The sequence below is a fragment of the Streptomyces sp. NPDC005574 genome, from assembly GCF_040605435.1.
Classification (GTDB): Bacteria; Actinomycetota; Actinomycetes; order Streptomycetales; family Streptomycetaceae; genus Streptomyces.
In genome coordinates this window covers 20164-45900 of the sequence record NZ_JBEXCW010000013.1, presented here as the reverse complement: position 1 = coordinate 45900, position 25737 = coordinate 20164, and the positions used below count along the sequence as shown (strand labels likewise).

Annotated in this window: 22 protein-coding genes; 9 read left to right on the top strand and 13 right to left on the bottom strand. The window is 72.2% G+C overall.

Annotated elements, in window-relative coordinates:
* Window positions 1-18 precede the first annotated feature (18 nt).
* From ABZT03_RS11880 to ABZT03_RS11870, 3 genes are all read right to left on the bottom strand, one after another.
* Window positions 19-657, bottom strand: coding sequence for a hypothetical protein (locus tag ABZT03_RS11880; RefSeq protein WP_356037100.1), 639 nt, complete (start codon window positions 655-657; stop codon window positions 19-21).
* The gene (locus ABZT03_RS11875; protein ID WP_356037098.1) at window positions 654-914 is read right to left on the bottom strand and encodes a hypothetical protein; all 261 of its coding nucleotides are present in this window, start codon (window positions 912-914) and stop codon (window positions 654-656) included. The genes ABZT03_RS11880 and ABZT03_RS11875 overlap by 4 nt, the downstream gene beginning before the upstream one ends.
* Before the next feature lie 605 nt (window positions 915-1519).
* Window positions 1520-3487 (bottom strand): ABC transporter ATP-binding protein, encoded by a 1968-nt coding sequence (locus ABZT03_RS11870; RefSeq protein ID WP_356037319.1) that lies wholly within the window; start codon window positions 3485-3487, stop codon window positions 1520-1522.
* A 198-nt stretch (window positions 3488-3685) separates the two neighbouring features.
* On the opposite strand from ABZT03_RS11870, the gene ABZT03_RS11865 reads away from it, so the two are divergent.
* Window positions 3686-4669 (top strand): lysylphosphatidylglycerol synthase transmembrane domain-containing protein, encoded by a 984-nt coding sequence (locus tag ABZT03_RS11865; RefSeq protein ID WP_356037095.1) that lies wholly within the window; start codon window positions 3686-3688, stop codon window positions 4667-4669.
* Window positions 4670-4755: 86 nt separating this feature from the next.
* On the top strand, window positions 4756-5520 hold the full coding sequence (locus ABZT03_RS11860; protein ID WP_356037092.1) for a crotonase/enoyl-CoA hydratase family protein: 765 nt from the start codon (window positions 4756-4758) through the stop codon (window positions 5518-5520).
* A gap of 339 nt (window positions 5521-5859) precedes the next feature.
* Here the strand turns inward: ABZT03_RS11860 and ABZT03_RS11855 are convergent, their stop codons facing one another.
* From ABZT03_RS11855 to ABZT03_RS11835, 5 genes are all read right to left on the bottom strand, one after another.
* Window positions 5860-6171 carry an SCO5918 family protein gene (locus ABZT03_RS11855; RefSeq protein ID WP_356037089.1) on the bottom strand — a complete coding sequence of 104 codons (312 nt, stop codon included), beginning with the start codon at window positions 6169-6171 and terminating at the stop codon, window positions 5860-5862.
* Between the two features lie 53 nt (window positions 6172-6224).
* Window positions 6225-6629, bottom strand: a complete 405-nt coding sequence (locus tag ABZT03_RS11850) for a CBS domain-containing protein (protein ID WP_356037086.1) — start codon at window positions 6627-6629, stop codon at window positions 6225-6227.
* A gap of 52 nt (window positions 6630-6681) precedes the next feature.
* A complete protein-coding gene (locus ABZT03_RS11845; RefSeq protein ID WP_356037083.1) occupies window positions 6682-8193 on the bottom strand; it encodes a DEAD/DEAH box helicase in 1512 nt (503 codons plus the stop codon).
* Window positions 8194-8528: 335 nt separating this feature from the next.
* Entirely contained in the window at window positions 8529-8732 is a 204-nt protein-coding gene (locus tag ABZT03_RS11840) for a cold-shock protein (RefSeq protein WP_031055606.1), read from the bottom strand.
* Between the two features lie 460 nt (window positions 8733-9192).
* Window positions 9193-10023, bottom strand: coding sequence for a hemolysin III family protein (locus tag ABZT03_RS11835; RefSeq protein ID WP_356037079.1), 831 nt, complete (start codon window positions 10021-10023; stop codon window positions 9193-9195).
* Between the two features lie 219 nt (window positions 10024-10242).
* On the opposite strand from ABZT03_RS11835, the gene ABZT03_RS11830 reads away from it, so the two are divergent.
* Window positions 10243-10803 (top strand): hypothetical protein, encoded by a 561-nt coding sequence (locus ABZT03_RS11830; RefSeq protein ID WP_356037077.1) that lies wholly within the window; start codon window positions 10243-10245, stop codon window positions 10801-10803.
* Window positions 10804-11045: 242 nt separating this feature from the next.
* A complete protein-coding gene (locus ABZT03_RS11825; protein WP_356037074.1) occupies window positions 11046-11498 on the top strand; it encodes a DUF5707 domain-containing protein in 453 nt (150 codons plus the stop codon).
* 265 nt (window positions 11499-11763) lie between these two features.
* On the opposite strand, the gene ABZT03_RS11820 is transcribed toward ABZT03_RS11825, so the two are convergent.
* Window positions 11764-12597, bottom strand: a complete 834-nt coding sequence (locus tag ABZT03_RS11820; protein ID WP_356037072.1) for a helix-turn-helix transcriptional regulator — start codon at window positions 12595-12597, stop codon at window positions 11764-11766.
* Window positions 12598-12714: 117 nt separating this feature from the next.
* On the opposite strand from ABZT03_RS11820, the gene ABZT03_RS11815 reads away from it, so the two are divergent.
* A complete protein-coding gene (locus tag ABZT03_RS11815) occupies window positions 12715-13779 on the top strand; it encodes an aldo/keto reductase (RefSeq protein WP_356037069.1) in 1065 nt (354 codons plus the stop codon).
* A gap of 426 nt (window positions 13780-14205) precedes the next feature.
* Complete coding sequence (locus ABZT03_RS11810; RefSeq protein WP_356037066.1) at window positions 14206-15306, top strand: mechanosensitive ion channel family protein; 1101 nt, start codon at window positions 14206-14208, stop codon at window positions 15304-15306.
* Between the two features lie 22 nt (window positions 15307-15328).
* Here the strand turns inward: ABZT03_RS11810 and ABZT03_RS11805 are convergent, their stop codons facing one another.
* Entirely contained in the window at window positions 15329-16882 is a 1554-nt protein-coding gene (locus ABZT03_RS11805; RefSeq protein ID WP_356037064.1) for a M1 family metallopeptidase, read from the bottom strand.
* 315 nt (window positions 16883-17197) lie between these two features.
* On the opposite strand from ABZT03_RS11805, the gene ABZT03_RS11800 reads away from it, so the two are divergent.
* On the top strand, window positions 17198-19417 hold the full coding sequence (locus tag ABZT03_RS11800; RefSeq protein ID WP_356037061.1) for an NADP-dependent isocitrate dehydrogenase: 2220 nt from the start codon (window positions 17198-17200) through the stop codon (window positions 19415-19417).
* A 160-nt stretch (window positions 19418-19577) separates the two neighbouring features.
* On the top strand, window positions 19578-20375 hold the full coding sequence (locus ABZT03_RS11795; protein ID WP_356037059.1) for an N-formylglutamate amidohydrolase: 798 nt from the start codon (window positions 19578-19580) through the stop codon (window positions 20373-20375).
* 21 nt (window positions 20376-20396) lie between these two features.
* Here ABZT03_RS11795 and ABZT03_RS11790 read toward each other — a convergent pair whose 3' ends face one another.
* The 3 genes from ABZT03_RS11790 to ABZT03_RS11780 are packed head-to-tail and all read right to left on the bottom strand — an operon-like array spanning window position 20397 to window position 22991.
* A complete protein-coding gene (locus ABZT03_RS11790; protein WP_356037056.1) occupies window positions 20397-20918 on the bottom strand; it encodes a hypothetical protein in 522 nt (173 codons plus the stop codon).
* A gap of 4 nt (window positions 20919-20922) precedes the next feature.
* A complete protein-coding gene (locus tag ABZT03_RS11785) occupies window positions 20923-21561 on the bottom strand; it encodes a sigma-70 family RNA polymerase sigma factor (protein ID WP_356037054.1) in 639 nt (212 codons plus the stop codon).
* Entirely contained in the window at window positions 21558-22991 is a 1434-nt protein-coding gene (locus ABZT03_RS11780; protein ID WP_356037051.1) for a S8/S53 family peptidase, read from the bottom strand. The genes ABZT03_RS11785 and ABZT03_RS11780 overlap by 4 nt, the downstream gene beginning before the upstream one ends.
* 101 nt (window positions 22992-23092) lie before the next feature.
* On the opposite strand from ABZT03_RS11780, the gene ABZT03_RS11775 reads away from it, so the two are divergent.
* Window positions 23093-25717 carry a CHAT domain-containing protein gene (locus ABZT03_RS11775; protein ID WP_356037049.1) on the top strand — a complete coding sequence of 875 codons (2625 nt, stop codon included), beginning with the start codon at window positions 23093-23095 and terminating at the stop codon, window positions 25715-25717.
* Window positions 25718-25737: the final 20 nt, after the last annotated feature.

Below are 25737 nucleotides of genomic sequence, written 5' to 3'. Positions count from 1 at the left end.
GCCCGGCGCCGCCTGGCCTCATCCGTTCCGGCCCTCCGCGGGGAAGTGAGGGGTGGGTCGCCGTCCCGTACGTTCCTCCCCGAGTCGGGGCGGGGGCTCCGCCGTGGGCGGGGCCGAGGTCGCCGGACCGTCGGCCTCCAGGGCGGCCCGCATGGTCAGCAGCCTCCGGTTCTGGAGGTTGCTGTTGGCGACGGACCAGCCCAGGAAGGCCACGGTGAGCAGGGCCATGCCGACGGCCTGCCGTACGCCCGAGGTCAGCGCGACCGACGCCGTGACGGCGCAGAAGAGCACGGCGAACACGACCAGGGCGGCGACGCGGTGACGCGTGCGGTGCAGCCGCTGCCCGACCAGCTCGCGCATCCGCTCCCGCTCCGCCGGATCCGTCGGCACCTCACCCGCGCGCAGGGCCCGGTCCAGCGTCACGAGTTCGCCCGCCGAACCGCCCGCCGCCCGCTTCTCCCGACGCCGTACGGCCACCACGACCGCGATGCCCGCGACAGAGGTGAACGCGGTGCGCACCAGGACGGACAGCGCCGACGGGCCGGGGAAGATCAGCATGGTCAGGGCGCAGCCGGCCAGCACGGAGAGCGTGAGCTGCGCCCACAGGTGCCGGCTCAGGAACACGTCGGCGCGCTCCAGGCCCCGCCCCAGCCTCACAGGCTCGTCCGGCGCCGGACGGCCCACAGGCGCACCGCCAGGACGACGGCCAGCAGCACCCAGGCCACGGCACAGTAGGCCCAGGCCGTCACGCCGCGAACGACGCCGACAGAACTCCAGACCGCCCAGAGGACCAGCAGCACGCACAGTGCCGTCCACGCGATGTCGAGGACACGGGCACGCAACTGGGCGCGTTGTCCGGTGCCGGGCTCGAGATCGCCGAGCTCCGATCCTCGCGAGGTGTCTCGTAACGACACGGAGGACTCCTTCCGTCACTGCAACAGGGGTCTCCCGCTTACCCCGAGGAAGGGCGAGGAGACGTGCAAGTCGCCGACAGGAAGCGGACGTTAACCGTCCGCGAGGACATCACCTACGGGTCCGCCCGCCCGCGCGGGAAGGCCCGGCTCGACCGCCGCCCAACAGCCGTTCCGCGCCCGGCCCACCCGCCGACCCACGGCCGTCGCGGCCCGACCCGCCCGCCGGACCACGCCCATCGCGGCCCGCCCCCACCGCCGCCCAACGCCCGTTCCGCGCCCAGCCCACCCGCAGCAGACCCACGGCCGTCACGGCCCGCCTCGACCGCCGGACCACGCCCGTCGCGACCCGCCCCCACCGCCGCCCAACGCCCGTTCCGGCGCCCGGCCCACCCGCAGCAGACCCACGGCCGTCGCGGCCCGCCTCGACCGCCGCCGACTCGACCTCCGGCTCGCTCAGCGGCCGGACGTGCGGTGGGCGACCGCCCCGGCCGGACCGCCCCACTGACCCGGCCCGCCCCGGCCGGCCGGCCCCGCTGACGCCGGCCGGCCCCCACCGGACAGTCCCACTGACCCCGCCGCCTCGACCGGCCCGGTCCGCCCGGACCTCAGCCGGCCGGGGCGGTGGCGTCCGCGGTGCCGCTCGGCACGGTGCCCGGCGCGATGCCCGGCAGGACAGCCTGGGCCGCGTCCACCGCGGCGATCTCCGTCACCTCGTCGCGCCGCTGTTCGAACTGGGTGCGGTACAGCTCGGCGTAACGGCCGTCCGCCGCGAGGAGTTCCTGGTGGGTGCCGCGTTCGGCGATCCGGCCGTCCTCCACCACGAGGATCAGGTCGGCCGTGCGGACGGTGGACAGCCGGTGGGCGATGACGACCGCCGTACGGCCCTCCAGCGCCTCGGCGAGCGCCTCCTGGACGGCGGCTTCGGAGGTGTTGTCGAGGTGGGCGGTGGCCTCGTCGAGGATGACGACGCGCTGGCGGGCCAGCAGCAGCCGGGCGATGGTCATGCGCTGCCGCTCGCCTCCGGACAGCCGGTAGCCGCGCTCGCCGACCACCGTGTCGAGGCCGTCGGGCAGGGACCGTACGAGTTCGTCGAGGCGGGAGCGGCGCAGGGCGTCCCACAACTCGTCCTCTCCCGCCTCGGGACGGGCCAGCAGGAGGTTGGCGCGGACCGAGTCGTGGAAGAGGTGCCCGTCCTGGGTGACCATGCCGAGGGTGCCGCGCAGCGAGGCCGCGGTCAGGTCGCGGACGTCGACACCGCCGACGCGGACGGCGCCCGCGTCCACGTCGTACAGGCGCGGCAGGAGTTGCGCGATGGTCGACTTGCCCGCGCCGGAGGAGCCGACCAGGGCGACGGTCCGGCCGGGTTCGGCGCGGAAGGAGACGCCGTGCAGGACCTCGCTGCCGCCGCGGGTGTCCAGGGACGCCACCTCCTCCAGGGAGGCCAGGGAGACCTTGTCGGCGGACGGGTAGGCGAAGCGGACGTCGTCGAACTCGACGGCGACCGGCCCCTCGGGGACCGCGCGCGCGTCCGGCCGGTCCTCGATCAGGGGTTTCAGGTCGAGCACCTCGAAGACCCGCTCGAAGCTGACGAGGGCGCTCATCACCTCGACGCGGGCCCCGGCCAGCGCGGTGAGGGGCGCGTACATGCGGGTCAGCAGCAGCGCGAGGGAGACGACGGCGCCCGGTTCCAGGGTGCCGCGCAGCGCGAACCAGCCGCCGAGGCCGTAGACGAGGGCCAGGGCGAGGGCGGAGACCAGGGTCAGGGAGGTGATGAACACGGACTGGGCGGTCGCCGTACGGACGCCGATGTCCCGGACCCGGCGGGCGCGGGCGGCGAACTCCTCGGACTCCTCCTCGGGCCGGCCGAAGAGCTTGACGAGGGTGGCGCCGGGCGCCGAGAAGCGCTCGGTCATGCGGGTGCCCATCGAGGCGTTGAGCGCGGCGGCCTCCCGCTGCATGCGGGCCATCCGGCTGCCCATGCGCCGGGCCGGCACCACGAACACCGGGAGCAGGACGAGCGCGAGCAGGGTGATCTGCCAGGAGAGCGTCAGCATCACGGCGACCGTGAGCACCAGCGTGACCAGGTTGCTGACCACTCCGGACAGGGTGTTGCTGAAGGCGCGCTGGGCGCCGATGACGTCGTTGTTGAGTCGGGAGACGAGCGCTCCCGTACGAGTACGTGTGAAGAACGCGACCGGCATGCGCTGCACATGATCGAACACAGCTGTGCGCAGATCGACGATGAGTCCCTCGCCGAGCGTCGACGACAGCCGCCGGCCGAGGATGCCCAGCGCCGCCTCCACGACCGCGATGAGCGCGATGAGCAGCGCGAGGCGTACGACGGTGCTCTCGTCGCCGCCGGACACGATCGCGTCCACGACACGCCCGGCCAGCACCGGGGTGGCGACGGCCAGCAGCGCGGTCACGACCCCGAGGAGGACGAACTGGACGATGCGGACGCGGTGCGGACGGGCGAACGCGCCGATGCGGCGCAGCGTGGCGCGGGCGAAGGGTCGCCGTTCCTGCTCGGCGTTCATGACACTGTGCAGCTGTGTCCAGGCTGTGGTCTCCATGCTCATGGAAGAGAACCTAGGACCTCAAGCAATGTCGAGGTCAATGTTTTCGCGGCATCCGCCCCTCCGGCCCGGCCCCGCGTCCCCCTGTCCGGCCCGCCCTGCGTCCCCCGCGCGAAGGACCCGATGACCGTACGTAATGCTCTGTCTCCGCTTCCGCAACCCGCAGTTGGCGCGGCGCGGAAACCCTCTCCCCCTGTGACCGCGATTCAGCTCCCCGAGCTTCCCCCGCTGCCAGGGAAACACCTTGGCCGACGCGTTCCGGTCCGCCAGATCCTGTGTCTGGTCCCGCTGCTGCTCGTGACCGTCGTCGCCGTGCGGCACCGGTCGGTCCTCGCCGAGGGCTTCGGCCATCTGCGCACGGCCCAGTGGCCCTGGCTGCTCGCCGCGGTCGGGGCGACCTGTCTGACCTGGGTCGCCGCCGCCTTCACCCGGCAGGGCGCCGTCGTCGAGCGGCTGCCCAGACGGCGGCTGCTGGCCACGCAGTTCGCGGCGGGCGCGGCCAACCACCTGCTGCCGACCGGGCTCGGCGCGAGCGCGGTCAACCTGCGGTTCATGACCGTGTGCGGAGTTCCGCTCGCCCGCTCCTCCGCCGCCCTGGCCCTCTACCTGCTGGCGGAGACCGTCACCCGGCTCGGCCTGCTGGCCGGGCTGCTCATCGCGTTTCCCGGCGCGCTGCGGCTCGGCACCCTGCTCCCGCACGGCGCGGCCGGCCCGCTGCTGCTCGGCGCCGGCGCGGTGCTGGTCGTGGCGGGGGGCGCGCTCACCTTCGTACGACGGCTGCGCACCGCCGTGTGCTCCTTCCTGCGCACCGCGCTGGGCGAGGCCCGCTCGGTGCACGCCCGCCCCGCCCGGGCGCTCGCCCTGTGGGGCGGTTCGCTGGCGTTCCCCGCGCTGCAGGCTTCGGGCCTGGCCGCGGTGGGGCTGGCGCTGGGGCTGCCGGTGCCGCCCGTGCACATGGCGCTCGCCTATCTGGCTGCGACGGTCGCCGTCGCGCTGGTGCCCACGCCCGGCGGTATCGGTTCGGTCGAGGCGGCGCTGATCATCGCGCTGGTCGCGGCGGGCGGCCCGGTGGCCGTCGCCACGGCGGTGGTGCTGGCCTACCGGATCATCACGGTGTGGCTGCCACTGCTGCCCGGCGCGCTGACGCTCGGCGCGCTGCTGCGTCTGAAGGTCATCTGAGCGCCGCCGGGCGCGCGCTGCGGGTCCGGTACGCGGTGACCGGGGAGTAGCGTGCGGTCCGTTTCCGTCGCGAGGAGGGTTCCTTCATGCCGGTCCGCACCGAGCGCCAGGGTCACGTCACCACGGTCGTCCTCTCCCGCCCCGCCGCCCGCAACGCGGTGGACGGCCCGACGGCCGCCGAACTGACGGCCGCCTTCCGGGAGTTCGAGGCCGATGACGAGGCCCTGGTGGCGGTGCTGTGGGGTGAGGGCGGCACCTTCTGCGCGGGCGCGGACCTCAAGGCGATCGGCGGCGAGCACGGCAACCGGATCACCGAGGACGGCGACGGCCCGATGGGCCCGACCCGGCTTCGGCTGTCGAAGCCGGTGATCGCCGCCGTCGCCGGACACGCCGTGGCGGGCGGCCTGGAGCTGGCGCTCTGGTGCGACCTGCGGGTGGCCGAGGAGGACGCGGTCTTCGGGGTGTTCTGCCGCCGCTGGGGAGTGCCGCTCATCGACGGCGGTACGGTACGGCTGCCCCGGCTGATCGGCACGAGCCGCGCCCTGGACATGATCCTCACCGGACGCGCGGTGCCGGCCCGCGAGGCCCATGAGATGGGCCTCGCCAACCGGGTCGTCGCCACCGGCACCGCCCGCGCCGCCGCCGAGGAACTGGCCGCCACGATCGCCCACTTCCCCCAGGCCTGTCTGCGGGGCGACCGCGCCTCCGTCCTCGAGCAGGAGGGACTGGACGAGGAGGCGGCGATGCGCGGCGAACTGCGGTACGGGAAGGCCGTGTTGGCGCAGGGCCTGGAGGGCGCGGCCCGGTTCGCCTCGGGCGCGGGCCGGCACGGGGCGTTCGGGGAGGGGTGAGCGGCCTGGAGGCCGGGACGCGTTGGAGCAGATCCCCGGCGAACACATCGCCCAGGAGCGGTGGTTCGCGGGTGATCCGCAGCTGAGTGTTCCTGCCGCGCGGGAGACCCGCGCCCAGTCCGGATGAGCACCGGACGGGCCGAGTTTGACCAACCTGTCCCAGCCTGCGCCGGGTACCCGGCCCGGCCGACCGTCACCGCTCCCGGACCGCGTACGGTCGGGTTCTGCCCCCGTGCGCCCCGCGCTGCCGCATGTGGCTGCCCGGAGGACGGCGTCGTAGTGCGCGATGGCAGCCGCGACGCTCAGCCGCCGCAACGGCGGCTCGCGCCTGCCCGTCGGTCAGACTGCCGCGGGGGCCCCGAGCATCGCGGAAGCCTCCTGGAGCGGGCTGAGGGTGTGCGTGGGCGCTGCGGCTTGGGAGAGGTCGCGGCACGTGAAGCCGAGCTGGGTCATGGCCCGCAGGACTTCGCCGGCGCTGAAGTCGCGGCGGTCCTGGCGTGTGACAACCTGCCCGACCTGCTTGACGGGGTACGTGCGACGGCCGACGATCACGGACGCCCCGAGGACTTCCTCGGGCTTGATGCCCTTCATCGATTCCAGGACGCCGCTCTTGGTGAGGTCGAAGGGGAAGCGGGCGATGACACAGCGCATGATGCCTCACAGGGAGATGAACGGGGGGGCCGGTTCTGCCGCGGCGAGGCGGTTCAGCGGTGACGGGCGAGGACGCCCAGGGCGTTTCCGTGGGCGTCGACCACAGGCAGGGCGTCGAGCCGGCGGTGGCGCATCGCGTGCTCGGCCTCGGCCATCGGGGTGACGGGAGAGGCGAAGGGCCCCGGGTCGACGAGGATGTCCCGCAGCTGGACCCGGTCCGTGTACACGGTGCTGTCGCGGACCGCGGTGAGCTGGGCCCGGGTGAGAAGTCCGGTGCACACGCCGTCGTTGTCGCAGACGAGCAGGTGCCCGGTGCGGGCGCTCGCCATGACGGACAGCGCCACCTCGACGGTCATGTCGTCAAAGACCTGTGGTCCGGCGGTGTCCATGGCGTCGGCCGCCGTCCCGGGACCCGGAATGACGCCCGTCGAGCGGGGCTGCATCTGAACCGTCGTCAAGAGGTGCCTCCTGCAGAGGTGGGCCAGTTTCCTGAACCTGAACACGAAGTCCTTACGCCGCCGCGTCGAACGAGGACTGCCGGGCCACGCGCCGGGCAGCGGAAGCGGGGCTGCGTCGGCCGCGTGACGACGACGTGCTGCGCTGACGCCGCTCGGCGACCGGCGCGGTGATCGTCACGGGGATGCCGGAGGGTGTCCGGGCGCCGGTGATCCGGCCGAGTGCCTCTTCGCCGGAGCGGACCTGGGTGGTCTGGGGCACGATGCCGGCGGCGGTCATGAGGCGGCTCATGTCGCGGCGCTGGTTGGGGGTGACCAGGGTGACGACCCTGCCGGACTCGCCCGCACGGGCCGTACGGCCGCCGCGGTGCAGGTAGTCCTTGTGGTCGGTGGGCGGGTCGACGTTGACGACGAGGTCGAGGTTGTCGACGTGGATGCCGCGGGCCGCGACGTTGGTCGCCACGAGCACGGTGACGTGCCCGGTCTTGAACTGCGCCAGGGTGCGGGTGCGCTGCGGCTGGGACTTGCCGCCGTGCAGGGCGGCGGCCCGCACACCGCTGTTCAACAGGTCCTGCGTCAACCGGTCGACGGCGTGCTTGGTGTCCAGGAACATGATCACGCGGCCCTCGCGCGCCGCGATCTCGGTGGTGGTGCGGTGCTTGTCCGCGCCGTGGACGTGCAGCAGGTGGTGCTCCATGGTGCTGACCGCGCCCGCGGACGGGTCGACGGAGTGGACGACCGGGTCGGTGAGGTAGCGGCGGACCAGCAGGTCGACGTTGCGGTCGAGGGTGGCGGAGAACAGCATCCGCTGGCCCTCGGGGCGGACCTGGTCCAAGAGCGCGGTGACCTGGGGCATGAAGCCCATGTCCGCCATCTGGTCCGCCTCGTCCAGGACGGTGATCGCGACCTGGTTCAGCCGGCACTCCCCGCGGTCGATGAGGTCCTTGAGCCGGCCCGGCGTCGCGACGACGACCTCGGCGCCACCGCGCAGCGCATTGGCCTGCCTGCCGATCGACATGCCGCCGACGACCGTGGCGAGACGCAGCCGCACCGAGCGGGCGTAGGGGGTGAGTGCGTCGGTGACCTGCTGGGCCAGCTCACGCGTCGGTACGAGGACCAGGGCCAGCGGCTCGCGGGGCTCGGCGCGCTGTCCGGCGGTGCGGGCCAGCAGGGCCAGGCCGAAGGCGAGTGTCTTGCCGGAGCCGGTGCGCCCGCGTCCCAGGGCGTCGCGGCCCGCGAGGGTGTTGGGCAGGGTCGCGCCCTGGATCGGGAACGGGACGCTCACGCCTTGCGCGGTCAGCGCGGCCAGCAGCTGCCCCGGCATGTCGAGGTCGGCGAACGCCTCGACCGCGGGCAGGGCGGGAGTGATCGTCTCCGGCAGGGCGAACTCGCCCTGGACCGCTGCGGGCCGCCGACCGTAGCCGCCCGAACGGCTCGGACCCCCGGAACGGCTCGGGGCGGACGATCCGAAACGGCTGCCCCGCGTCGAACCGGCGCTGGAGCCGAAAGCCGGACCGTCGGTACGGCCGCGGCGGGAGGAGCGGTCATTCGTACGTGCGTAGTTCATTGAGAACCTTCCTTGATACGGCACGTGCCAAGGAATTCCCGCGGCGGAAGAGCAGCGCGGGGAATCTCAAGAACGGACCGAATGGAATGCGGAAAAGAATCTGGAGAGTGCAGTGGATCGGGCGCCGGTTGCATCGACGGGATTTCTCACGCCGTATGGACGGGAAATCCCGGACGCCGGACGCCTACTGGTTGCGGCGTGGACGAGGCGCGCGTCCCTGAATGAGGGACTGCGGGCGCTTCTCGTCCCACGGGTCACACCACTGCGGGAAATGTCCGTAGCTGGGGCCCGCACCCCGAGGGATGCGGGCCCCAGCTACGAAGTGCGCGTCGACGTCAGGCGAGAACGATGTTCTCGGCCGTCGGGCCTTTCTGGCCCGACGCGATGTCGAAGGTGACCTTCTGGCCTTCGAGCAGCTCGCGGAAGCCCTGGGCGGCGATGTTCGAGAAGTGGGCGAACACGTCGGCACCCCCGCCGTCCTGCTCGATGAAGCCGAAACCCTTGGCCGCGTTGAACCACTTCACTGTGCCTGATGCCATGTCATATCTCCTCTTGGGCAGTACGCCGGGAGCCGCGATGCACGGATACCGGGTCGCCGCGATGATGCCCCGTCCGGAAAACGACCGGCCATACGAAAACGCCGCCGCGGCTGAAAATACCGGCGAAGGCGCTTGAAGTTTTTGGGAACCACAACTGCAACTGAGATCAACAGTAGCATGAGGTGGCGGCCCGGGTACGGCAAATGACTTCATGCTCCCGATAGCGGCAAAACGCTTTCCGCGCGACGCGTCAAACCCTCACTTCGCGGCCGTAGATATTGACCTATCCGGAGCGCAGCGTTTCAGGAAGGGCAGTCGCCGTTAAGCGCTCAAGAGAGCGCGATGATTTCCGGTGACGTTTCCTGCCCGGCGTGGATCCCGGTGGCACGTAGGCCGGTCTCGCCAGGGGTCAAAACGCTGGTAGGGCGAGCGGGCGGACAGCCTGCGGTTGATGCGGCGGTCAGTAGGTGGCCAGGGAGATGGCGATGTAGTGCGCGGTGAAGGCGGCCACGGTCAGGGCGTGGAACACCTCGTGGAAGCCGAACCAGCGGGGCGAGGGGTCGGGACGCTGGAGGGCGTAGACGACCGCGCCCGCACTGTAGAGAAGACCGCCGGCGACGATCAGGGTGAGGACGGCCACCCCGCCGGTGTGCAGGAAGTCGGGCAGGTAGCGCACCGGTGCCCAGCCCAGGGCCAGGTAGCACGGGGTGTACAGCCAGCGCGGGGCTCCGACCCACAGGATCCGGAACGCGATGCCGGCCGATGCGCCCGCCCATACGATCCACAGCAGCACGTTTCTCTGGTGCGGCGGGAGGAGCACCACGGCCAGGGGGGTGCAGGTGCCGGCGATGATCAGGAAGATGTTGGCATGGTCGAGACGTCGCAGAAGAGCCTCGCCGAGCGGCCCCCAGGTGCCGCGGTGGTAAATGGCGCTCGTCGCGAACAGCAGCCATGCGGTGACCGAGTACACGGTGCAGGCCAAGGCCGCCTGCGGGGTGCGGGCCAGGCAGACGAGGACCACGCCTGCGATCAGCGCGGCCGGGACCATTCCGGCATGGAGCCAGCCGCGCAACCTCGGCTTGACCGGTTCCACGAGGTCTGCCGTCCGCTCCACCAGAGCGGCAAGCGAGGGACCATCCCCTTCCTCACCGTCACCTTGTGGTCCGCGGCGCGGCCCGACCTCACGGTGCTCTCCACACTCCGAGGCGACCTGGACACGCTCGACCTCAGCGGCGTCACGGGACATGGGTTCCCGTCCTCCCCCGGACTCCTGGGCGTCACTGGTAATCATGCGCTCATGCTAGGAGACTTCACAGGACAGCCTTTCGAGAGGCTCGTCCTTGAAACCGGGCGGACTTCAGCCGGGCGTGGAATGTCTCGGCGTGTGGACTCCGGCCCCTTGGTACCGCCGCCAATTGGGTCGCACCAAGCCGAGTACGGGGGCTGGTCGTGGGGAACGATCAAGGCTTCCGAACGGGCACCACCGCTCGCCTACCCGCAAGGAGCACCGATGCTTCCTGAGGTCCGCCCCCACGTATCCGCGTCCCTCGCAGACCAGTTGGAACACCAGTTGGGCCTGGCATCAGACCTCGAAGCCGGTCCTCTCGATGTGGAGAGCGTCGCCGGCATCGCGGTCGTCGCAGCTGCCCACTCCGGCGGCTACGCGGCCACCGGACATCTCCTGGGGTTGCTGGCCGCGCTCCCCGCTCCCACCGAGGCGGGCGAACGCTTCTGGTCGGACCTGTGGAGGTCCTCGGGTACCGCCTACCTGCTACCCGCCAACATCAGGGCCGAGGTGCTGCAATCCCTGGCAGGCGAAGGAACCGCCCTGGCCCGACAGATCCTCTCGGCTGTCGATGAGATGACCCCGCCCCAACGCGTCGCGGCCGGGGAGGTGATCGGTCAAGCCCTCGCCGAGTCCGACCATCTTCCCGACCTCAAGACACAGGTCATCGGAGAACTGTGGCTCCGCGATCTCGAACTCACCGCCTGGCGCGTCCTGCACGCCGACCGCAGGTCGGACGACCCCGCCGGACGGAAGGCCTTCCTCGAAGCCTGGACGAGCGTCTGAACGACTGCTCCTCCAAGCAGCACGGGGCATGCCGCGCCCCCTGTCACCAGAGGTGGATGACCATGCCGGGTGCCGTTCCCGAGAGCCACCCGATGGGTCTGTTCACGCTGAGGTCGGCTTACTCATGCCGGGCTGAGTACCTGCACTCATGCCCGGCAGGTCGTTGCGGGGCCAGTATTCAGAGCAACGGACAGGCACACACGGCCTGTTCGGCCAACTGAGCCTGATGGGGAGACCTTCCAATGTCCCGACGTATCGCTGTGTCCGTGGCCGCCGGTGTCGTCGTTCTCGGAGGTGCCGGCGCCTACGCCCTCGCCTACGCTGGAGATCAGCCCCCCGCGCTGGCGCACAGCACCGCCCGCTACAGCGCCCCGGCCGGCGACAGCGACGGTTCGCTGACCTTCACCACCGAGGTCAGCGCCTCCTCCGGCGTCAAGAGCGTCAAGGTCCTGGCCTGGCCGGCGCACTCCTCACTGGCCGACAAGAAGCTCACCGCCAAGGACATGACCGCCGCCGAGACGGCCACCTGCAGGCCGTCCGGCAAGGACACCGCCCGCTGCACCTACACCACCACCGTCACCCCCACCGAAGCCGCGAAGTCCCCCCACGGCGCCTGGCACGTCGCCGTCCTGGCCGAAGCCAAGAACGGCACCACCACCCTCGACGACAAGGCAGCCGACTTCACCGTCCGCTGAACGGCGCCCCTCTGCCGACCTGTTGCCGGAGGCAGAGGGCGGGAGACGTCCGCCGGTCCCCGCCTACGGCGGGCGGACCAGGGCCATGTTGGCCGGCGGGCGGCGCCAAGGCCCTGCCTCCCGGACCAGGCACGGCCGGAAGTGGCCGGGTCACGGGGCACGCCGGTGGACGGCGGCGGGGGCCGGTGCCCCGGGCCGGAGGTGTCGCGTACCCGTACGGAGCCGAGGGCTTTCGATCACCAGCCGCTCAGCGGACAGTTCGGCGTCACTGTGCCATCAGCCGGTCCAATGCCGACCGGCTCCTGTCGTCCGCGGCTCGGAAGATCACCAACTGCTGATCCGGATCTTGAAGCGGCATGAGCGTTTCGAAGTGCACTCCGATCACACCGCCCACAGGATGCCGCATCACCTTGTGCCCGCGGCCGTTCACCTTGATGTCCGGCTCGGCCCACAATCGCGCGACTTCCTCATCGCGGGTGATGCATTCAGTGATGAGGTCGGCCAGGACTCCATCCTCCGGATGCGCGGCCCAGGCGGCGCGCAAATGGGCGATGCCCTCCCGCACCACGCGTTCCCGGTCGACGTAGAACTCGCGTATCTCGGGGTGCATCAGGCAGAGCCACATCAGGTTCCGCCGCGACGGAGGCAGGGTGTCGAAATCCAGGAGCAGCGTCCTCATTTCACGGTTCCAGGCAAGAATGTCGTAGCGGTGATTCATCAGCAGGGCCGGCAGCGGCGACAGATCCGCGACCAGCCGGGCCAGCGGCGGCGCCGCGGCCGCGGCGGGCTCGTCCGCCATGCGAGGACTCTGCCGGGCCAGATTGAAGAGATAGGCGCGTTCGACAGGGGCGAGACGCAGCGCCCGGGCCAGCGCATCCACCACATCCGCCGAAGGCCGCAGCCCACGCCCCTGTTCCAGCCGCACGACGTAGTCGACGCTGATCCCGGCCAGCCCGGCGACCTCTTCACGGCGCAGTCCCGGGGTCCGGCGGAACTGCCGCCGCGACGGCAGGCCCACCTCCTGCGGGGCCAGGCGTTCGCGTCGGGCCCGCAGGAACGCGGCCAACTCCTGTGTCGTGTCCAGGAAGCGGGTCGTCATGCACGCTCCAACAGCCAGGGTAGGAGCGATGTTCCCAGGAACACCCTTCCCTTACGCCCAGGTCGCGACGGTCGCAGTCTTGTGATCGAAATCTGATCGCAAGCGCAGGAGGACACGATGTCGACGACCCTTGACACCTACCAGCTGCTCGGCCGCTCAGGGCTGCGGGTCTCACCGCTGGCGCTGGGTACGGCGACCTTCGGCACGGAGTGGGGCTGGGGCGCCGAGCGGGGCGAGGCACGCAAGCTGCTCGACCTCTACGTCGAGCGCGGGGGCAATTTCATCGACACCGCGAACACCTACACCAACGGCAGCTCCGAACGCCTGCTGGGGGAATTCACCCGCGACAACCGCGAGAGCCTGGTACTGGCGACGAAATACTCGACGCTGCGCCAGCCTGACAACCCGAACTCCGGGGGCCCTCACCGCAAGAGCCTGTTCGCGTCGGTGGAAGCCAGTCTGCGGCAACTGAACACGGACTACATCGACCTGCTCTACCTCCACGTCTGGGATTTCACGACGCCGGTCGAGGAGATTCTGCGCGGCATGGACGATCTGGTCCGCCAGGGCAAGGTCCTGTACGTGGCGATCTCCAGCGCCCCAGCCTGGCAGGTGTCGCGCATGCAGACCATCGCCGACCTGCGGGGCTGGTCGCCGCTGGTCGCGCTGCAGATCGAATACAGCCTGATCGAGCGTACGGGGGAACGCGACCTGATTCCCATGGCGCGCGAGATGGGTCTGGGGGTGGTCCCCTTTTCACCGCTGGCCGGCGGGGTGCTCACCGGAAAGTACCACCGCGACGATCTGACCGCCCCGAACGCCGCATCCGGCGACAGCGCGCGGAAGAGCTTCAACGCCTCCCTGGGCATGGTCACCGAACGCAACCTCGGCATCGCCGCTGTCGTGAAGGAGGTCGCCACGGAACTGGGCCGCACACCCGCCCAGGTCGGGCTGGCCTGGACCCTGCAGAACCAGGGCGGGACGACACCGATCATCGGCGCCCGCACCCCGGCGCAACTGGAGGACAACCTGGGCGCCCTGGAGGTCGACTTCACCGCCGCGCAGCTGGCCCGCCTCGACCAGGTCAGCGCGATCGATCCCGGGTTCCCCCACGCTCTGCTCGCCAGTGACCACATCCGCAGGGCGGCTGCCGGCGATCTGAAGATCGAGACCCGCCGCTGATCTGGCTACGTCGCGGGTCACGACAGGTGACTTGGCGAGGACGCGGGTCAGGTCCGGTCAAGCAAACCGCCTTCGGTTCGCGCGGGGTGCCGCGGGTGAGGCGGCTCCTTCACCGACCGGCCGAACTGGCGCCCGGCAAAACGGCGAAGCAGCAGGCGCAGGCGACCACCAGCCGGTACACGTGGGAAGCGCCGCGATCGCCGGGTGTACGACTTCGGGGGTTGACCGAAACCCTGCCGGGACCATCGGCCCTGGTAGGAACCCCCGTACGGGATACGGCAGGATGAGCGGTCGCGCCGGGTCCGCGGCCGAGCGGGCCGGCGCCGCACGCACATCCCGTGAACGAGCAGGTGGCAACGTGACGAGTCCTCACATCCGGTCGTCGGCGGCAGTGTTCGCCGCAGTCCTTCCCCCCGGAGGTGCCCGGTGAAGCGCGCGCTCACCGTCGACGACCTGGTCGTGGCCGGCATCGCGCTCGCGGCCGGTCTGCTCGCGGCGTTCGCGCTGCGGCTGCTGCTGCGCTGGCTGGGCAAGCACGCCGACCGTACGCGCTGGGGCGGCGACGACGTCATCGTGGACGCGCTGCGGACCGTGGTGCCGTGGGCCGCGTTCGTGGCCGGCGCCGCCTCGGCCGGGGCGGCCCTGCCCCTGACCAGGACGGTGCAGAACCACGTCAACCAGTCGCTGACCGTGGTGCTGATCTTCGTGGTGACGCTGACGTCGGCCCGGGTGATCGCCGGCCTGGTGCGCGCTGTCACCCAGTCGCGTTCGGGGGTCGCGGGTTCGGCCACGATCTTCGTCAACATCACCCGGGTCCTGGTGCTGGCCATCGGCTTCCTGGTGGTGCTGCAGACGCTGGGCGTGTCCATAGCGCCGATGCTCACCGCCCTCGGCGTGGGCGGTCTGGCGGTGGCCCTCGCCCTCCAGGACACCCTCGCGAACCTCTTCGCGGGCATCCACATCCTCGCCTCCCGGACCGTCCAGCCCGGCGACTACATCCGGCTGAGCAGCGGCGAGGAGGGCTACGTCGAGGACATCAACTGGCGGCAGACCACCGTCCGCGCGCTGTCGAACAACCTGATCGTGATCCCCAACGGGGAGCTCGCCAAGACCAACATGACCAACTTCATGCGCCCCGAGCAGCGGTTGACGATCCTGGTCCAGGCCGGCGTCGCCTACGACAGCGACCTGGAGCACGTGGAGCGGGTGACGACCGAGGTGGTCACCGAGGTGATGACGGAGATCACCGGGGCCGTTCCGGAGCACGAGCCGGCCGTCCGCTTCCACACCTTCGGCGACTCCCGGATCGGCTTCACGGTGATCCTGGGCGTCGGCGAGTTCAGCGACCAGTTCCGCATCAAGCACGAGTTCATCAAGCGCCTGCACCGGCGCTACCGCGAGGAGGGCATCCGGATCCCGGCGCCCACCCGGACGGTCGCCCTCCAGCAGGGCTCGGTCGTCATCCCGCAGCAGCGCGGCACCGAGAACGAGCCGGGCGAAGCGGCCTCCGCCCGGCTCGACGGCTGAGGGCTGTCCCGTAGGCCCTGGCTCAGAGCGTCGCCGACGCGTCGTGGTAGTGCCCGCCCGACCGGTTGTGCGGGATGGCCAGGGACGAGGCCACCGGGGTGACCGTCCAGTCCGGGTGCCCGGGCATCCGCGGTGTCGTCGTGCCGTACAGCCACTCGCGCAGGAAGCCCGACTGGTCCCGGCCCGAGACCTCGGAGGCGACGGCGATGTAGTCGTCCGTCGACGCCGCGCCGCCCCGGTGGCGCTCCAGGAAGGCACGCTCGACCGCGTGGAAGACGTCCTCGCCGACGGCTTCCCGCAGCGCGTACAGGACCAGGACGCCGCCCAGGTAGCGCTGGTTGTCGAAGAGGTTCACGGCGTCCGGGGCGGCGACCGGCCCCGAGTCGTGCCGCCACTGGTCGCCGCGGGCGTAGGTGTCCTTCATCCGGGCTTCCATGGTGGTCAGGCCGAGGGAGTCGGCCCAGCCGCGCTCATAGCGGTACAGCAGCCCGTAGAAGTCGGCGTGGCCCTCGTTGATCCACAGGTCGGCCCAGGTGGCGGGGCTGACGCTGTTGCCGAAGTAGGAGTGGACCAGCTCGTGCATCATGTGCGAGCCGATCTTCTTCTCCTCCTGGAGCAGGAAGTTCGGCTTGTACAGGGTGAGGGTCTGGGTCTCCAGGCCGGTGAAGTCGAAGGCGTTCGGGTCGTCGGTGTTGCAGGGCAGCAGCCCGTACGTCTCGAAGGGGTAGGCGCCCAGCCGCGCCTCCAGCCACTCCACCTGCCCGGGGGTCAGGGCGAGGGCCGGCTCCAGGGCCGCGGCGCGCGCGGCCGGCACGACGTCCCGCAGCGGCAGGCCGTGCGGGCCCTGCCGGTCCTTCACCACGTAGTCGCCGACCGTGATCTGCACCAGTTCGGTGGCGAGGGGCGAGCGGGAGCGGTAGGTGTACGCGGTCCGGCCGCCGTCGAGGTTCTCGGTGCACACGAGCAGGCCGCTCGCGACGCCGCGCAGACCGGCCGGGACGGTGACGCGGAAGGTGAAGTCCGCCTTGTCCCGGGGGTGGTCGTTGCACGGGAAGACGGTGTGCGCCGAGTTCGGCTGGCCGGCCACCGCGAAGCCGTCGGGCGTGGCCACCCAGCCGGTGTGCGGGAGCGCGCGGCGCGGGTCGGCGCCGTACGCCACCCTGACGGTGACGAGGGCGCCGTCCGGCAGCGGGCGGCCGGGGGTGATCCGCAGCTTCTCGTCCGCCTGCTCGAACGCGGCGGGGCGGCCGCCGACGGTCACGGAGTGTATGTCGAGGCCGAGGGCGTCGAGGGAGAAGCGGGTGAGGGCCTGCGTGGTGCGCACGTCCAGGGTCGCGACGGCCTCGACGAGGCCGGTCGTCGCGTCGTAGGCGAAGTCGAGGTGGTAGGCGCGGACGCGGTATCCGTCGTTGCCCAGCGCCGGGAACACGGGGTCGCCGAGGGTCTCGGAGCCGGGTGTGCCCTTCCCGCCGCCCGTCCGCTCCGGCGCCGCTTGGGCCGAGTGTCCCCCGGTCAGGGCCAGGGCGGTGCCGATCAGGGCGGTCGCCGGGGCCGTCACTCTGGTGCGATATCTCATGGTCAGCTTTCGCTCGGGCGGCCGGGACGGTCGGGCCCGGCCGTCGGTCGGGACGTGCGATCTACCTACTTGACCGCAGGATCGGGCGGATCGGTTGCCCGGCGGAGCGGGCGATCCGCCCGCGGGACCGCGGGATCGCCGGATCGGTCGCCCGTGGTGGCCGACCGGATTCGGCGCGCCGACCGCGCCGACCGCGCCGGAGGGGTCGCGGGCGCACGGTGTGTCCGGAAGTGGACGCGGACCGCTGTCGAACCGGACCCGGTCACGAGATATCTTGATGTCGAGCAATGTTGCAGACGTGGAGCGGAGCACCCGGTGACTGACTCGACCATCATTTACACGCACACTGACGAGGCCCCGGCCCTGGCGACGTATTCCTTCCTGCCGGTGGTCGAGGCGTACGCCTCTCAGGCGGGTGTCGCCGTGGAGACCCGCGACATCTCGCTGGCCGGGCGCATCATCGCCGTGTTCCCGGAGTACCTGACCGAGGACCAGCGGATCCCCGACGCACTGGCGGAGCTGGGCGAACTCGCCAAGACGCCCGAGGCGAACATCATCAAGCTGCCCAACGTGTCGGCGTCGATCCCGCAGCTCAAGGCCGCGGTCGCCGAACTCCAGGGCCAGGGGTACGCGCTGCCGGACTACCCGGACGACCCCAAGAGCGACGAGGAGCGCGAGATCCGCGCCCGCTACGACAAGATCAAGGGTTCCGCCGTGAACCCGGTCCTGCGTGAGGGCAACTCCGACCGCCGCGCCCCCGCCTCGGTCAAGAACTACGCCAGGACCAACCCGCACCGCATGGGCGCGTGGAGCCCGGAGTCCCGGACCAACGTGGCGACCATGGGCGAGAACGACTTCCGCTCCACCGAGAAGTCCGCGGTGATCGGCGAGAACGGCACCCTGCGCATCGAGCTCGTGGGCGACGACGGCACCACCACGGTGCTGCGCGAGTCGGTACCGGTCCTCGCCGACGAGGTCGTCGACGCGTCCGTGCTGCGCGTGGCCGCGCTGCGCGAGTTCCTCACCGAGCAGGTCGCCCGCGCCAAGGCCGAGGGCGTCCTGTTCTCCGTGCACCTCAAGGCCACGATGATGAAGGTCTCCGACCCGATCGTCTTCGGTCACGTGCTGCGCGCCTTCTTCCCCAGGACGTTCGCGAAGTACGGCGAGACGCTCGCCGCGGCCGGCCTGACCCCGAACGACGGGCTGGGCGGCATCTACAAGGGCCTGGAGGGCCTGCCCGAGGGCGCCGAGATCAAGGCGTCCTTCGACGCCGAGCTCGCCGAGGGCCCGGAGCTGGCGATGGTCGACTCCGACAAGGGCATCACCAACCTGCACGTGCCGTCGGACGTCATCGTCGACGCCTCGATGCCGGCCATGATCCGCACCTCCGGCCACATGTGGGGCCCCGACGGCCAGGAGGCCGACACCCTCGCGGTCCTGCCCGACTCCAGCTACTCGGGCGTCTACCAGGCCGTGATCGACGACTGCCGCGCCCACGGCGCTTACGACCCGTCCACGATGGGCTCCGTCCCGAACGTCGGCCTCATGGCGCAGAAGGCGGAGGAGTACGGCAGCCACGACAAGACCTTCGAGATCCCGGTCACCGGCACGGTCCGCCTGGTCGACCAGGCCGGCGACGTCGTCCTGGAGCAGGCGGTCTCGGCCGGCGACATCTTCCGCGCCTGCCAGACGAAGGACGCCCCGATCCGCGACTGGGTGAAGCTCGCGGTCACCCGCGCCCGCGCCACCGGCGACCCGGCGGTGTTCTGGCTGGACGAGACCCGCGCCCACGACGCCAACCTGATCGCCAAGGTCAACTCCTACCTGGCGGAGCACGACACCGAGGGCCTGGACATCCGGATCCTGAACCCGGTCGAGGCGACCAAGCTGTCGGTGGAGCGCATCCGGCGCGGCGAGAACACCATCTCCGTCACCGGCAACGTGCTGCGCGACTACCTGACCGACCTGTTCCCGATCCTGGAGCTGGGCACCAGCGCCAAGATGCTGTCGGTCGTGCCGCTGATGGCGGGCGGCGGCCTGTTCGAGACGGGCGCCGGCGGCTCCGCCCCGAAGCACGTCCAGCAGCTGGTCCGGGAGAACTACCTGCGCTGGGACTCGCTCGGCGAGTTCTTCGCGCTGGTGCCCTCCCTCGAGCAGTACGCCGAGTTCACGGGCAACGGCCGTGCCAAGGTCCTCGCCGACACCCTCGACCGTGCCACGGCGACCTTCCTCACCGAGGACAAGTCCCCGACCCGTCGCGTCGGCGGCATCGACAACCGCGGCAGCCACTTCTTCCTGTCGCTGTACTGGGCGCAGGAGCTGGCCCGGCAGACCGAGGACGCGGACCTCGCTAAGGCCTTCGCCCCGCTCGCCGAGACGCTCGCCGCCAACGAGGAGAAGATCGTCGGTGAGCTGAACGCCGTCCAGGGCCAGCCGGTCGACATCGGCGGCTACTACCAGCCCGACCCGGCCAAGGCCGCCGCGGTGATGCGCCCGTCGGCCACCTGGAACGAGACGCTGGCGTCGCTCGGCTGATCCACCACCGACGGGCCACCGTCCGTCGTCGCACCGCCCCGGCCGGGTCGTCTCCCGGCCGGGGCGGCCGTGTTCCCCCGACCGGCGGGCCCGCCCACCCGAGAGGCGAGGTGACGCCCGATCCGCCGCAGCCCGCCGACGAACCCACCCGGAGCAGCCCGTGTCCCCCGCCGCCTCGCCCTTCACGCTCCTGCCGGGCGCCGACAGCTCCCCGGTGATCCTCCATGTGCCGCACTCCGCGCGGGAGATACCGCCGGCCGTGCGCGCGGGCATCACGCTGAACGACGCGGCACTGGAGCGGGAGCTCGACCACATCACCGACGCGCACACCGCGCGGCTCGCCGAGGCGGCGGCGGAGCTGTCCGCCGTCACCCCGTGGCGGTTCGTCAACGGGCTCTCCCGGCTGGTCGTCGACCCCGAGCGCTTCCCCGACGAGCGGGAGGAGATGCTGTCGGTGGGCATGGGCGCGGTGTACACACGGACCACGCACCGGGAGGTGCTGCGGCCCGCGGACACCGACCCCGAGCCGTTGGTCGCGCGCTACTTCCGCCCGTACGCCCGGGCGATGACCGAGGCCGTGGCGGACCGGCTGGCCGCCACGGGCCGGGCCGTGATCGTCGACGTGCACTCCTATCCCACCCAGCCGCTGCCCTACGAGCTGCACGGCACGGGCCCGCGCCCGCCCGTCTGCCTGGGCACCGACGTGTCCCACACGCCGCCTCAGCTGCTCGACGCGGCCCGGCGGGCGTTCGCGGGACTCGGCGGTACCGGGACCGACAGCCCGTTCAGCGGCGCCTACGTGCCCCTGCGGTTCCACGGCACCGAGCCGCGGGTCGCCGCCCTGATGGTGGAGATCCGCCGGGACACCTACATGACGGAGCCGGGCGGCCTTGCCGGACCCGGGTTGTCCCGGCTCGCGGCGGCGCTGGCGGAGCTGGTGGACGCGGTGACGGGGTGACGGGGTGACCCGCCTGCGGGCTCAGGCCCGCAGCCACTCGGTGACCACGACCTGGCCACCGGTCCGCAGCCGCAGTGCGAACGGGCCCGCGGGGGCCACCTCGGACGCGAAGCGGCCCAGGTCGTCCGCGTCCAGCGGTGCGGCCGACTGCGGACCGGTGAGCACCTCGATCCGGGCCGGCTGCGGGGGCATCACCTGCCCCATCAGTCCCTGCGCGCTCACCTCCACGTCCACGGTCACGTCCCCCGAGTGGAAGGTCAGCATCCGGGGCGCGTCCATGGCCCCCCGGACCGGGACGCCGTCGACGACCGAGTCGAAGGTCAGCTCCGCGATCCGCGCGTCGAGGTCGTGCAGCGCGTAGGCGTCCACGGCGATCCGGCGCAGCTCGGCCGGCACCGGGTCGAGGATGGCGGCGGCCCGGCGCAGCTCCTCCTCCAGCAGGTCGGCGTCGAACTCCGCGTCGTCGAAGCCCTGTTCGCCGAGGTCGTCGTCGTCCGGGCGGTCCATGCCGTTCACGTCGTCCGTTCCGTTCGGGCCGGTCATGACCTCACATCGCTTCCCGTGCGTCGAGCCGGGCCCGCAGGCGGCGCAGACAGCGCTGGCGCAGCGGGCCGATGCTGCCGACGGCGATGCCCAGCGCCGCGGACACCTCCTGGTAGCTGGGCGGCGGGGAGGCCATCAGGATGCGCAGCAACTGGCGGCAGCGGTCGCCGAGTTCCCCGAACTCCTGCCACAGGTGCCGGATCCGCTCGGTCTCGGCGGCGGCCTCCTCGGAGTCGATGAGGAACTCCTCGGGCGTACGGTCCTCGCTGACCCGGTCGAGCAGGTGCGGATCGTCCGTGGGGGTCAGCCGGCGCAGGCTCTTGAGCACCTTCAGGCACTCGTGTCGGGCGGTGCTCGCCAGCCACGAACCGGCCTTCTGCGGTTCGCGGATGCGCCCCAGGTGCTGGGCGAAGCGGAACCACACGGTCTGGTAGACCTCGTGGCCGTCGGCGTCGGAGAGCCGGTGCGCGCGCACCACCGACCACACCAGCGGGCTGAGCCCCTCCACCAGCGCTTTCCAGGCCGCCGCGTCGCCGTCGACGGCGGACTGGACGAGCGCGCCGACGTCTGCACGGTCCACGGCCCCACCCCTCGTGTACGGCCAGTCATCGTACGCCGCGGCGGGGGCGGCTTTGACCCTCATGACCCGGGAGCCAGCGTCACGACGGGGACCGGGCGCCAGGTGGGCGGACGCAGTGCCGGGACGTGCGCCCCGCGCACCTCGGCGAACTCGTTGGTGGAAGCGAGCAGTTCGCGCCGGGCGGCGCGCGCGTCGGGCTCCTTGTGCGCGGTCATGTGGGCGGCGATCATGCCGGCGACCACGGGAGTGGCGAAGGAGGTCCCGCTCCAGTAGGCGAAGCCGTCGAACAGCACCTGGTCCGGCGTGGCCGCGGTGCCGTCCTCGCTCAACAGGCCGGTGTGCGGCGGGTACTGGCAGGTGCAGTGGTAGGCGAAGCCGAACCGGCAGGCGTCGTAGGTGGAGTGGTGGTAGACGTACGGCACGGGCGCCTCGAACCCCGTCAGGGAGCTGATCAGGCGTTCGCCGGGCGCGTAGGCCTTGACCCAGCCGCCGTGGTTGCTGAAGCAGGCGCCGAACTCGCCGTCGCTGCGCAGCGCCCCGACCGACAGCACGACGTCCTGGTAGTCGGGCAGGTCGGCGTAGGCGGCGGGCCAGAAGGGGGTGGCGCTGGCGTTGTTGCCGGCGGCGGCGACCAACAGGGTTCGCTGGTCGCGCAGTTCCTCCATGAAGGCGTCCATGCCGAGCAGGCCGTCGGTGCGGCCGTTGGACGTGCCGGCGGACAGGCTGAGGACCTCGGGCCAGCCGTGCCGGTCGACGGCCTCGAAGAGCTTGGCGCCGAACTCCGACTCCAGGACGGCGCCCGCGTCGTTGAGCGTGTTGCGCACCGTGATGTCCGTGTTGGGCGCGACGGCCGCGACGATCCCGGCGATGAACGTGCCGTGGCCGACGTACTGCTGGAGGACGCCCTGGTCGTCGGTCTCCCGGATCTGTGCGTCGCCCTGGGTGTGCGCGAGCAGCGGGTAGGAGCGGTAGTCGTGCATCAGGCCGTTGTCGATGACGAGGACGCCGACCGCGGTGTCGGGGTCGTGCACGCCCTCCACCACCGCCGGGTTGGGGCCGCCGGTGAGCGGGGCGGGCAGCGGTTCGTCGCCGGGGCAGGCGTTGACGGGGGCGATGGACACGACGTGGTTGCGGCTGACCAGGCGGCGCCCCGCGCGTCCCTCCGCCTCCCTCAGGGCGCGCAGGGCGCCGGCCACGGCACGGTCGCCCCGCCGGTCGCCGTGGCCCGGATCGCCGACCTGGATACGGGTGACACCCGTGCGGTTGGCCTCCGGGCCCGCCCGGCGCACCTGGTCGGCGACCAGCCCGGTGGCCGCGCCGAAATGGGTGCGCACGGTGTCCTCGACGAGTCGGGCCTCCTCGCCGTCGCGGGCGAGGACGACACCCTTCTCGTAGAAGAACTCGGCGGCGTCGTCCGGTCCCATCGCGAGGGGGACGTCGGGCATCGAACGCTGGATCTGGTCGAACTGCTCGTGGAATCGCTGAGGTGCCATGGCGTGTCCCTCCCACTGCTGCGGTGGTCGTCAATCAGAGCGACCGCCCCTTCGGTTGATACAGCGCCAAACAGATGTGGGGGGCAACGGCGAGCACTAGCATGCCTGGAGTGACAGCGGGAAGCGACTCTGTTCTCGAACTCCTGCCGATGGTGTTCGCCGCCCCCGGCGAGGCTCTGGCGAGGGCGCGGACCCTCCTCGACGACGACGCCCCACCGCTGCACGCCTGTGTCGCCCACCAGGTGATCGGCATCTGGCAGCGGGACTTCGGGGATCTGCGGCTGGCGCTGACCCATCTGCGGCGCGCCCGTGATCTCGCGGCGCGCGCGGATTCGGCCGACCGCGAGGCCGACGTCCTCGGCACCCTCGGTGTGGCGCTGGTCCACGCGGGCCGCACCCGGCAGGGGCTCGCCGCCTTCGAGCGGGGTGTCGCGCGCGGCACCGGCCTGACCCGCGCGCGGGTGCTGTACCGGCGGGCCTACGTGTGGTGGGTGCTGGGCCGCCACCCCGAGGCGCTGGACGACGTACGCCGGGCGATCTCCGTGCTGCGGCAGGCCGGCGACGTGATCTGGACGGCACGGGCGCTGACCCTGCGCGCGACGGTGCATCTGGCGCTCGGCGCGGTGGAGCGGGCCGACGCCGACTTCTCCGCCGCCGAGGCCCTGTGGGACACCACGGGCCAGGAGCACGACAAGGCCGACGCCGTGGAGAGCCGGGGTCTGGCCGCGTTCCGCTCCGGTGACGTGCCGGTCGCGCTGCGGCTCCTTGACGAGGCGGAGGAACGGTACGCCAAACTCGGCACCCCGACGTTCATGCTGTCCATCCGGCGCGCCGAGGTCCTGATGGCCGCCGGGCTCGCGCCCGAGGCGCTCACCGAGGCCGACGCGGCGATCGGGGTCCTCGACGGCATCGGCGGGCAGTCCACCCGCAAGGCCGAGCTGCTGCTCGTCGCCGCGCGGGCCGCCCGTCTCGCGGGTGACCCGCACACCGCGATCGCGCGCGCCGCCCTGGCCGTACGGCTGTTCGCGGGGCAGCGGCGCACCTGGTGGGAGACGCACGCCCGGCTGGTGCTGATCGAGGCGCGGCTGGCCGCCGGGCGCGGTTCGGGCCGGCTCGTCGCGGACGCGGCCGCGGTGGCCGACCGGCTGGCCGGCTTCGGCGCGCCGACCGCGCCGGAGGCGTCACTGCTCGCGGGCCGGATCGCGCTGGGCCTCGGCTGGACGGCGGACGCCGAACGGCATCTGGCCGTCGCCGCCCGCAGCCGGCACAGGGGGCCGCCGCTCGCCCGGCTGACGGGCTGGGCCGCGCAGGCGCTGCGAGCCCGGGCGGCCGGCTCGGGGCGCGGTGTCCTGGAGGCCTGCCGGCGCGGTCTCGACGTCCTCGACGACCACCGGATGACGCTGGGCGCCTCGGAGTTGCGGGCCCGCGCCACCGAGCAGGGCGCCGAGCTGGCCGCGCTCGCCCAGCGGGCCAGTCTCGACTCGGGCGGGCCGCGGCGGCTGCTGGTGTGGAGCGAGCGCTGGCGGGCCACCGCGCTGTCCGCGCCGCCGACCCGGCCGCCCGCCGACCCCGCGCTGCTCAGCGGTCTCACGGCGTTCCGGGAGATCGCCGCTCGCGCGGAGGCCGCTCGCATGGACGGCCATCCGGTGCCGGCGCTGGAGCGGGAACAGCGGCGCCTGGAGCGGGAGATCCGCTCCCGCACCCTGCACATCCGCGGCGAGTCGCCCGGCGACGGCCACCGGTTCGACCCGGGCAGGCTGCTGGAACGCCTCGGTGACGACGTCCTGCTGGTGGAGCTGGCCGTGCTCGACGGGCGGGTGCACGTGCTGCTGTGCGGGCAGGGCCGGGTGCGGCGGTTCGAGGCGGGGCTGCTGGCGCAGGCGGAGCGGGAGGCCGAGCATGTGCAGGCCGGGCTGCGGCGGCTGGCCCACCCCGGTGCGGAGGCGCGGCTGCCGCTGGTGGAGGCGGCGGGCCGGCGGCTGGAGGAGCTGCTGCTCGGGCCGGCCGTGGCGCATCTGGGCGGCGGGCCGGTCGTGGTGGTGCCGCCGGGGCGGCTGCACCGCGTGCCGTGGGCGCTGCTGCCCTCGCTGCGCGAGCGGGTGCTGAGCGTGTCACCGTCGGCGTCCAGCTGGCTGCGCGCCCGGGAGACCGAGCCGCCGCCGGGCGGACGCCAGGTGCTGGTGCGCGGGCCCGGCCTGGCGACCGGCGGTGCGGAGGTGCCCGAACTGGCCGCCCGGTACGGCGGTCCCGCCCTCCCGGTCGTGCTGGAGGAGGACGACGCGCGCGCCGCGCGCGTCCTGGCGGAACTCGACGGCGCGGCCCTCGCGCACATCGCCGCGCACGGCACCTTCCGCGCGGACAGCCCCCTGTTCTCGGCGCTGCGGATGGCCGACGGCCCGCTGATCGTGCACGACTTCGAACGGCTGGACCGCAGCCCGTACCGGATCATCCTGTCCTGCTGCGACACCGCGCGCTTCGCGTCGGTCGGCGCCGACGAGCTGCTCGGGCTGGTCACCGCCCTGCTGCCGCTGGGCACGGCGGGCGTCGTGGCGTGCAGCGCCCCCGTCAACGACGCCGCCGTGGTGCCGCTGATGCTCGCGCTGCACAAGGGGCTCAGCGCCGGTCTGTCGCTGGCCGAGGCGCTGCGCGACGCCCGGACCGCGCTGCCGGGTGACGCGGTGCACCAGGCCACGGGCTGGGCGTTCTGCGCGTTCGGGGCGGCCTGACCCCTCCCCCGATCACGGGG

Bases quoted from the DNA above. Each gene is read 5' to 3' on its own strand.
- ABZT03_RS11870 (WP_356037319.1), bottom strand. From the start codon at position 3,487: ATGGAGACCACAGCCTGGACACAGCTGCACAGTGTCATGAACGCCGAG.
- ABZT03_RS11860 (WP_356037092.1), top strand. From the start codon at position 4,756: ATGCCGGTCCGCACCGAGCGCCAGGGTCACGTCACCACGGTCGTCCTC.
- ABZT03_RS11855 (WP_356037089.1), bottom strand. From the start codon at position 6,171: ATGCGCTGTGTCATCGCCCGCTTCCCCTTCGACCTCACCAAGAGCGGC.
- ABZT03_RS11845 (WP_356037083.1), bottom strand. From the start codon at position 8,193: ATGAACTACGCACGTACGAATGACCGCTCCTCCCGCCGCGGCCGTACC.
- ABZT03_RS11840 (WP_031055606.1), bottom strand. From the start codon at position 8,732: ATGGCATCAGGCACAGTGAAGTGGTTCAACGCGGCCAAGGGTTTCGGC.
- ABZT03_RS11835 (WP_356037079.1), bottom strand. From the start codon at position 10,023: ATGATTACCAGTGACGCCCAGGAGTCCGGGGGAGGACGGGAACCCATG.
- ABZT03_RS11830 (WP_356037077.1), top strand. From the start codon at position 10,243: ATGCTTCCTGAGGTCCGCCCCCACGTATCCGCGTCCCTCGCAGACCAG.
- ABZT03_RS11825 (WP_356037074.1), top strand. From the start codon at position 11,046: ATGTCCCGACGTATCGCTGTGTCCGTGGCCGCCGGTGTCGTCGTTCTC.
- ABZT03_RS11820 (WP_356037072.1), bottom strand. From the start codon at position 12,597: ATGACGACCCGCTTCCTGGACACGACACAGGAGTTGGCCGCGTTCCTG.
- ABZT03_RS11815 (WP_356037069.1), top strand. From the start codon at position 12,715: ATGTCGACGACCCTTGACACCTACCAGCTGCTCGGCCGCTCAGGGCTG.
- ABZT03_RS11805 (WP_356037064.1), bottom strand. From the start codon at position 16,882: ATGAGATATCGCACCAGAGTGACGGCCCCGGCGACCGCCCTGATCGGC.
- ABZT03_RS11790 (WP_356037056.1), bottom strand. From the start codon at position 20,918: ATGACCGGCCCGAACGGAACGGACGACGTGAACGGCATGGACCGCCCG.
- ABZT03_RS11785 (WP_356037054.1), bottom strand. From the start codon at position 21,561: ATGAGGGTCAAAGCCGCCCCCGCCGCGGCGTACGATGACTGGCCGTAC.
- ABZT03_RS11780 (WP_356037051.1), bottom strand. From the start codon at position 22,991: ATGGCACCTCAGCGATTCCACGAGCAGTTCGACCAGATCCAGCGTTCG.
- ABZT03_RS11775 (WP_356037049.1), top strand. From the start codon at position 23,093: ATGCCTGGAGTGACAGCGGGAAGCGACTCTGTTCTCGAACTCCTGCCG.